This window comes from Achromobacter insuavis, from assembly GCF_902859645.1.
GTDB classification, from domain to species: Bacteria; Pseudomonadota; Gammaproteobacteria; order Burkholderiales; family Burkholderiaceae_B; genus Achromobacter; species Achromobacter insuavis.
On record NZ_CADIJR010000074.1, the window covers coordinates 19,853 to 27,335 of the forward strand.

Here is a 7,483-nt window from a genome sequence, read left to right on the forward strand (position 1 = left end):
TTTTGCCCGGCTCCCCGCCAGATGCCGCCCGCGGCCCGCCGCAAGCGAGGCCCGGCGGCGGGCGGTCCGGCCTAGCGGCCCCAACCCGTCAGCCGTGCCTACCCTGGTGGCGGCGTCTTCCGGCAGTTTGCCGAATGTTCCGTCCCTTTTAAATTCAAGCATGCAGCATATTCGCAACTTCTCCATCATTGCCCACATCGATCACGGCAAATCGACCCTGGCCGATCGCCTGATCCAGCGCTGCGGCGGATTGGCGGATCGCGAAATGTCGGCCCAGGTGCTCGACTCCATGGAGATCGAGCGTGAGCGCGGCATTACCATCAAGGCCCAGACGGCGGCCCTGCACTACAAGGCGCAGGACGGCAAGATATACAACCTGAACCTGATCGACACCCCGGGGCACGTCGACTTCTCGTACGAAGTCAGCCGCTCGCTGTCGGCCTGCGAAGGCGCGCTGCTGGTGGTCGACGCCTCGCAGGGCGTCGAGGCCCAGACCGTGGCCAACTGCTACACCGCCATCGAGCTGGGCGTGGAAGTGCTGCCGGTGCTGAACAAGATGGACTTGCCGCAGGCCGATCCGGAAGGCGCGCGCCAGGAAGTCGAGGACGTGATCGGCATCGACGCTTCGCACGCGGTGCTGGCCAGCGCCAAGACCGGCATGGGCATCGACGAGATCCTCGAGTCCATCGTCGCGCGCGTGCCGCAGCCCAAGGGCGACCCCGACGCGCCGCTGCAGGCGCTGATCATCGACTCGTGGTTCGACAACTACGTCGGCGTGGTCATGCTGGTGCGCATCGTCAACGGCGTGCTCAAGCCCAAGGACAAGATCCTGCTGATGGCCTCCGGCGCCACCCACCTGTGCGAGCAGACCGGCGTGTTCACGCCCAAGTCGCAGCAGCGTCCGCACCTGTCGGCGGGCGAGGTGGGCTTCATCATCGCCGGCATCAAGCAGCTCGAAGACGCCAAGGTCGGCGACACGGTGACGCTGGCGAACAAGCCGGCCGCCGCGCCGCTGCCCGGCTTCAAGGAAGTCAAGCCGCAGGTGTTCGCCGGCCTGTACCCGGTCGAAAGCTCGGAATACGACCAGCTGCGCGATTCGCTCGAGAAGCTCAAGCTGAACGACGCCGCGCTGATGTTCGAGCCCGAAGTGTCGCAGGCGCTGGGCTTCGGCTTCCGCTGCGGCTTCCTTGGCCTGCTGCACATGGAAATCGTGCAGGAGCGCCTGGAGCGCGAGTTCGATATGGACATCATCACCACCGCGCCGTCGGTGGTGTACGAAGTCGAGCAGCGCGATGGTTCGGTGATCACCGTCGAAAGCCCGTCGCGCATGCCCGAGATCGGCAAGATCGCCGACATTCGCGAGCCGATCGTGAAGGTCACGCTGTTCATGCCGCAGGACTACGTCGGTCCGGTGATGACGCTGTGCAACAACAAGCGCGGCGTGCAGATCAACATGAGCTATCACGGCCGCCAGGTGCACCTGGTGTACGAGATCCCGCTGGCCGAGATCGTGCTGGACTTCTTCGACAAGCTCAAGTCGGTGTCGCGCGGCTACGCCTCGATGGACTACGAGTTCCTCGAGTACCGCTCGGCCGACGTGGTGCGCGTGGACCTGCTGATCAACAACGACCGCGTCGACGCGCTGGCCGTGATCGTCCACCGCAGCAACGCCCGCCATCGAGCCCGCGACGTCGTGACGCGCATGCGCGGCCTGATTCCGCGCCAGATGTTCGACGTGGTGATCCAGGCGGCCATCGGCGCCGAAATCATCGCCCGCGAGAACGTCAAGGCGCTGCGCAAGAACGTGCTGGCCAAGTGCTACGGCGGCGACATCTCGCGCAAGAAGAAGCTGCTCGAAAAGCAGAAGGCCGGCAAGAAGCGCATGAAGCAGGTCGGTACCGTGGAAATTCCGCAGGAGGCGTTCCTGGCCATCCTGCAAGTGGAAGACAAATAGAACCAAAGAAGGCGGTTAGCTGATGAGTTGGAACTTTGCCCTGATCCTGTTTGTTCTGCTGGTGCTGACCGGCATTATCTGGGCGCTCGATCTGGCCGTATTGCGACGCGGCCGCGAGCGTCGGGCGCAAGAGGCGATGGCGCAGTACGACGCGGCGCTGGCGGACGATCCGCAGGATGCCGAACGCCAGCGGCGCGAGGCCGGCGACAAGGCCCGCCGCGTGCCGTGGTGGATCGAATACGCGGTCAGCTTCTTCCCGGTGATCCTGTTCGTGTTCGTGCTGCGTTCGTTCGTGGTGGAGCCGTTCCGCATTCCGTCGGGCTCGATGCTGCCGACGCTGCAATCCGGCGACCTGATCCTGGTGAACAAGTTCAGCTATGGCCTGCGCCTGCCGGTGATCGACAAGAAGGTCGTCGACATCGGCAAGCCGCAGCGCGGCGACGTGTTCGTGTTCCGCTATCCGGTCGATCCGGACGTCGACTACATCAAGCGCGTGGTCGGCCTGCCTGGTGACGAAATCGCCTACCTCGACAAAAAACTGTATGTGAACGGTCAATTGGTGCCGCATGAGCGCGCCGGCGACTATTTCGAACCCGACCGTGTCTCGTATATCGCGCAATATAAAGAGAAGTTGGGCGAAGTTAGTCACAATATCCTGCTGGATGAGGGGCGGCCGCAGGAATATCGCCCGCAATACCAATTTCCCAACCTCGGGAACTGCCAATATTCCCGCGATGGGGTACGCTGCAAAGTACCCGAGGGGCAATACTTCGCCATGGGCGATAATCGGGATAACAGCGCCGACAGCCGATACTGGGGTTTCGTGCCGGAATCCAATATCGTCGGGAAGGCCTTCTTCATCTGGATGAATTTCAGCGATCTCAGCCGCATCGGCCGGTTCAACTGATTATGTCGCTAGCCACGCTAGAAAACCGGCTGGATCACCACTTTGGTGACCCAGCATTGCTTGAACAGGCGTTGACCCATCGCAGCCATGGTGCGCGCCACAACGAGCGCCTGGAATTCCTCGGGGATTCCGTGCTCAACTTCGTCGTCGCGGCGATGCTGTTCGAGCGTTACGCGAAAATCGACGAGGGCGACCTGTCGCGCCTGCGCGCCAACCTGGTCAAGCAGGCCTCGCTGGCGGATATCGCCCAGCGCCTGGAACTGTCCCAATACCTGCGCCTGGGCGAAGGCGAATTGAAGAGCGGCGGTTTCCGCCGTCCGTCGATTCTGGCCGACACGGTCGAAGCCCTGTTCGGCGCGGTGTTCCTGGACGCCGGCTTCGATGCCGCCCGTCGCGTGATCGTGCGCCAGTACCAGCCGGTGCTGGCCTCGGTCGATCCCAAGACCCTGGGCAAGGACGCCAAGACCTTGCTGCAGGAATTCCTGCAAGGCCGCAAGCTGGCCTTGCCCGTGTACACCGTGGTGGCCACGCACGGCGCCGCCCACAGCCAGCAATTCGAGGTCGAATGCGCCATTCCGGCGCTGGAGATCAAGGTGAACGCGCCCGGCGCCAGCCGCCGCGCGGCCGAGCAGTCGGCCGCCAAGCTGGCGCTGGAGGCGGCGCAGGCCATCAGCCCGGCGTCCAAGGCCGCCCGCAAGTCGGGCAAGGCGCGCAAGACCGCGCAGTTGTCGCTGCCCGTGGCAGTGTCCCAAGAGACTAAATGAGCGATACCCCTTTCCGTACCGGTTTCGTGGCCATCGTCGGCCGCCCCAATGTGGGCAAGTCCACGCTGACGAACGCGCTGATCGGTTCCAAGATCTCCATCGTGTCGCGCAAGGCGCAGACCACGCGCCACCGCATCCACGGGGTGCTGACGCGCGACCACGAACAGTTCGTGTTCGTCGATACGCCGGGCTTCCAGACGCGCCACGGCGGCGCCATGAACCGCATGATGAACCGCGTCGTGACGCAGGCGCTGGCCGACGTCGACGTGGTGGTCCACGTGGTCGAGGCCGGCAAGTGGTCGGAGGGCGACGCCAAGCTGCTGCCGCTGCTGCCGGCGCCGGAGCGCACCATCCTGGTCGTCAGCAAGATCGACGCGCTGAAGAACCGCGACGAGCTGTTCGCCTTCGTCTCGAAGATCATGGCGCTGCATCCGTTCGGCGCCGTGGTGCCGGTCAGCGCCACCAAGAATCAGCAGCTCGACCAGCTGCTGCAGGAAATCGCGGCGCGGCTGCCGGAAGGCGAGCCGATGTTCGAGGAAGACACCCTGACCGACCGGCCGATGCGCTTCATCGCCGCCGAGCTGGTGCGCGAGAAGATCTTCCGCCTGGTGGGCGACGAACTGCCCTACGGCTGTACGGTCGTGATCGAGCAATGGGAAGAGACCGACAAGGGCGCGCGCATCGCCGCCTGCGTGGTGGTGGAGCGCGACAGCCACAAGCCCATCCTGCTGGGCACCGGCGGCATGCACATGAAGCGCATCGCCTCCGAGGCGCGGCAGGACATCGCCAAGCTGCTGGACAAGCCGGTGCACCTGGAGATCTACATCAAGGTGCGCAAGGGCTGGTCTGACCGCGAGAGTGCGCTGCGCGACCTGGGCTATGAGTAAACGGGCGCCTCGCGTCCAGGATCGCCCGGGATACATGCTCCACGCCACGGCGTGGCGCGAGACATCCCTCATCGTTCAGACTTTCTCGCGCGACCACGGCTGTGTCGCCATGGTCGCCAAGGGCGCCAAGCGCCCGTATTCCGTGCTGCGCCCGGTGCTGTCGGCGTTCCAGCCGCTGCTGCTGTCCTGGACCGGCAACGGCGAGGTCAAGACCCTGACCCGCGCCGAGATCATGGGCGTGCGCGCCCTGAGCGGCACCGCGCTGATGTCGGCGTGGTACATGAATGAACTGCTGCTGCGGCTGCTGCCGCGCGAAGACGCCCATCCGCTGCTGTTCGACGCCTATGACATGGCGCTGCAGCAGCTGTCGGGCGGCACGCGCGCGGCCGGCGCCTTGCGCCGCTTCGAATGGACGCTGTTGCGCGAAACCGGCTACGGCGTCGATGAGGCCGAACCCGATTTCGACGACCCCGTCATCGAGCCGGCGCTGCGCCGCGACCTGCGCGAACGCCTGGCCGAGAACCTGGCGGGCCGGCCCCTGGCCACGCGCCGGGTGCTGATGGACCTGCAGCGCATCTGAAGCCGCGGCGCGTCCGGCCATGACCTTCACGCTCAAACAGGTCGAGACCTTCCGCACCGTCTATGAAACGGAAAGCGTGACCGCCGCGGCGCGGCGGCTCGATGTGTCGCCCGCCACCGTCAGCGCCACGCTGGCCGCGCTCGAGGCCAGCATCGAACTGCGGCTGTTCGAGCGGGTGCGCCAGCGCATGCAGCGCACGCCCGAAGCCACGCTGCTGTACGAGGAAATCCGCCGCCTGAACGTCGGCCTGGAAAGCCTGGGCCGCAAGATCCGCGCGATCCGCGGCGCGGCCCAGCCGCGCCTGCGCATCGGCTGCATCCATGCCTACAGCGGGGCGATCGTCAGCGATACGATCGCGCGCTTTCGCGAGCGCTATCCGGACACGCCCCTGTATCTGCAGATCCGGGATTCGAACACGCTGCGCGACATGGTGGTGTCGGGTGAGCTCGATCTGGCTGCCGTGGCCGATGAGTCGGAGCTGGAGGGCCTGCGCGGCCATCGCCTGGCCAGCCTGCGGGCCGTGACGGTATTTCCCGATGGCCATCCGCTGGCGCGCCTGGAGCAGGTCGGCCTGGCGCAATTGGCCGAGGTGGACGTGATCGCCCTGAATGCCGAGGATGCCTCGCGCCAGCGGCTGGACGCGCTGGTGCTGCAGGCCGGCCTCAGCCTGCGCGTCGCGATCGAGACGCCGTACTCGAGCACGGTGTGCCAGCTTGCGCTGGCCGGCCATGGCGTCGGCATCGCCAACCCCGCCACCGCGGTGGGGCTGGAAGCCGCGGGCTTGTGCCACCGGCCGCTGGCGGCGCCGGTGCATTTCGAATGCCACATGATCCTGCATGGCAGCCGGCCGTTGTCGGAGGCCGGCAAGTACTGGGCGACCTGTCTGCGCGCGGCGCTGGCGCCGCTGGTGGAGCGCTACGGCGTCAAGCGCGGCTGACGGGCGCGGGTGTCGCGCAGTCGTTGCCGCCGCCTAGCCGCGGCGGCCGTCCGCCGTCAGGATCAGCACCACCGACGATTCCGCATCCAGCTGGCCGGCGCGGCGCAAGCGCGTGACCGCCGCCAGCGCCGCGGCCGATGACAGCTCCGTGGCCAGTCCAAGGCGCTCCAGCCGCTGCTGCGCCTGGGCGGCGGCGGCATCGGAGACCTCGACCGGCGAGCCGCCCGAGCGCGCCAGGGCCTCCAGCGATTGCAGCGTGACCGTGCCGCCGGCGATCGAGTATTGGTCGGTGGCGCCTTCCCACAGGCCGCGCGCATCGCCCGCGGCGCGCGCCCGCGACAGGCGGGCGTACGGCTCGACCGCGTGCAGCCGCGGCAGGCGCGGGATGCGACCGGCGCGCAGCAGTTGCTGCCAACCCAGCAGGATGCCCCACAGCAGGTCGCCGCGCGCGGTCGGCACGACGATATCGGTGGGCAGGCCGCAGTGGTCGAACAATTCCCGCGCGATCGGCTTGTAGCCTTCGACGCCGTAGGCATGCGTGCCGACCGGCGGATTGAGGTAGTTGGTGCCGGCGAAGGCGCCCTGGTTGCGGCACAGGTCGGCGACATGGGGCCAGCGGCCCAGGCTGTCGTCGAACGCGGTCAAGCGGGCGCCGAAGCGTTGCATGGCGTCGCGCTGCAACGGCGGACAGTTGCGGGTGATGGCGATGTCGGCCTGCAGGCCTGCGGCGGCGCAATAGGCCGCCAGCGAGACGCCGGCGTTGCCGCTGGAGGCCGCGGCCACGCGCGTGGCGCCGGCCAGCCGGGCGCGCGACACCAGTTGCGCGGCCATGCGGTCCTTGTGGCTGCCGGTGGGGTTGGCGCTTTCGCATTTGAGCCAGAGCCGGCCCACGCCCTCGGCCTGCGCCAGCGCGGGCGCGTCCAGGCAGGGCGTGGCGCCTTCGCCGAGCGTCACGGGGTCAAGCACCGGCAGGTCGATCGCGTCGGCGGCGCCCGCGTCGTACTGGCATTCCAGCGTCGCGGGATGGCCGGCCTCCAGGCAATGCGGGCAGCCTTCCGGGTAGTCGGCGGGCGGCAGGCGGCTGTCGCAGCGGATGCAGCGCAGGCCGGACAAGCGGGGGTTCATCTGCATGGGTCAGTACAACGAGGCAAGGGAGTCCAGGGGAAGGGCGGGCGCGACCTGCAGCAGGCAGTCGCCGTCGTCGCTGCGGGCGATGGCGCGCAGGCAGACGACGGTGCCGGCCTGCGGGCTGGCGAGGGCGCGCGCCGGCAGGTCGGGGCGGGCGGGTTCGATGAGTTGGCCGATGGTCTGGCCGGCGGTCACGGTCTGGCCCAGATCGACGGCGGGGATGAACACGCCCGGTTCGCGGCCGCGCAGGGTCGCGGCCGGCGCGTCCAGGTCGTGCAGCGACGGGGCCGGCTGGCGCGGCGCGGCGGCGGCCAGCAGGCCCAGCT

Annotated in this window: 7 protein-coding genes and 1 pseudogene; 6 read left to right on the plus strand and 2 right to left on the minus strand. The window is 67.6% G+C overall.

Going from position 1 to position 7,483, the window contains the following annotated elements; all coding sequences use genetic code 11:
- Window positions 1-160: 160 nt before the first annotated feature.
- From lepA to H0523_RS25945, 6 genes are read left to right on the plus strand one after another with little or no spacing between them, the layout of a single operon-like run.
- Window positions 161-1,954, plus strand: a complete 1,794-nt coding sequence (gene lepA / locus H0523_RS25920) for a translation elongation factor 4 (RefSeq protein ID WP_054429586.1) — start codon at window positions 161-163, stop codon at window positions 1,952-1,954.
- 22 nt (window positions 1,955-1,976) lie between these two features.
- A complete protein-coding gene (gene lepB, locus H0523_RS25925) occupies window positions 1,977-2,861 on the plus strand; it encodes a signal peptidase I (RefSeq protein WP_054429585.1) in 885 nt (294 codons plus the stop codon).
- Between the two features lie 2 nt (window positions 2,862-2,863).
- Window positions 2,864-3,625, plus strand: a complete 762-nt coding sequence (gene rnc, locus H0523_RS25930; RefSeq protein WP_049072173.1) for a ribonuclease III — start codon at window positions 2,864-2,866, stop codon at window positions 3,623-3,625.
- Complete coding sequence (era, locus tag H0523_RS25935; protein ID WP_006393488.1) at window positions 3,622-4,512, plus strand: GTPase Era; 891 nt, start codon at window positions 3,622-3,624, stop codon at window positions 4,510-4,512. Before rnc ends, era begins: the two co-directional genes overlap by 4 nt.
- Window positions 4,505-5,092, plus strand: a complete 588-nt coding sequence (gene recO / locus H0523_RS25940; protein ID WP_025137141.1) for a DNA repair protein RecO — start codon at window positions 4,505-4,507, stop codon at window positions 5,090-5,092. The genes era and recO overlap by 8 nt, the downstream gene beginning before the upstream one ends.
- 19 nt (window positions 5,093-5,111) lie before the next feature.
- Window positions 5,112-6,029, plus strand: a complete 918-nt coding sequence (locus H0523_RS25945; RefSeq protein WP_054429584.1) for a LysR substrate-binding domain-containing protein — start codon at window positions 5,112-5,114, stop codon at window positions 6,027-6,029.
- Between the two features lie 33 nt (window positions 6,030-6,062).
- Here H0523_RS25945 and H0523_RS25950 read toward each other — a convergent pair whose 3' ends face one another.
- On the minus strand, window positions 6,063-7,160 hold the full coding sequence (locus tag H0523_RS25950; RefSeq protein ID WP_054429583.1) for a pyridoxal-phosphate dependent enzyme: 1,098 nt from the start codon (window positions 7,158-7,160) through the stop codon (window positions 6,063-6,065).
- A gap of 3 nt (window positions 7,161-7,163) precedes the next feature.
- A pseudogene (locus H0523_RS25955) lies at window positions 7,164-7,483 on the minus strand (succinylglutamate desuccinylase/aspartoacylase family protein); the annotation flags it as partial.

Bases quoted from the DNA above. Each gene is read 5' to 3' on its own strand.
- lepA (WP_054429586.1), top strand. From the start codon at position 161: ATGCAGCATATTCGCAACTTCTCCATCATTGCCCACATCGATCACGGC.
- lepB (WP_054429585.1), top strand. From the start codon at position 1,977: ATGAGTTGGAACTTTGCCCTGATCCTGTTTGTTCTGCTGGTGCTGACC.
- rnc (WP_049072173.1), top strand. From the start codon at position 2,864: ATGTCGCTAGCCACGCTAGAAAACCGGCTGGATCACCACTTTGGTGAC.
- era (WP_006393488.1), top strand. From the start codon at position 3,622: ATGAGCGATACCCCTTTCCGTACCGGTTTCGTGGCCATCGTCGGCCGC.
- recO (WP_025137141.1), top strand. From the start codon at position 4,505: ATGAGTAAACGGGCGCCTCGCGTCCAGGATCGCCCGGGATACATGCTC.
- H0523_RS25945 (WP_054429584.1), top strand. From the start codon at position 5,112: ATGACCTTCACGCTCAAACAGGTCGAGACCTTCCGCACCGTCTATGAA.
- H0523_RS25950 (WP_054429583.1), bottom strand. From the start codon at position 7,160: ATGCAGATGAACCCCCGCTTGTCCGGCCTGCGCTGCATCCGCTGCGAC.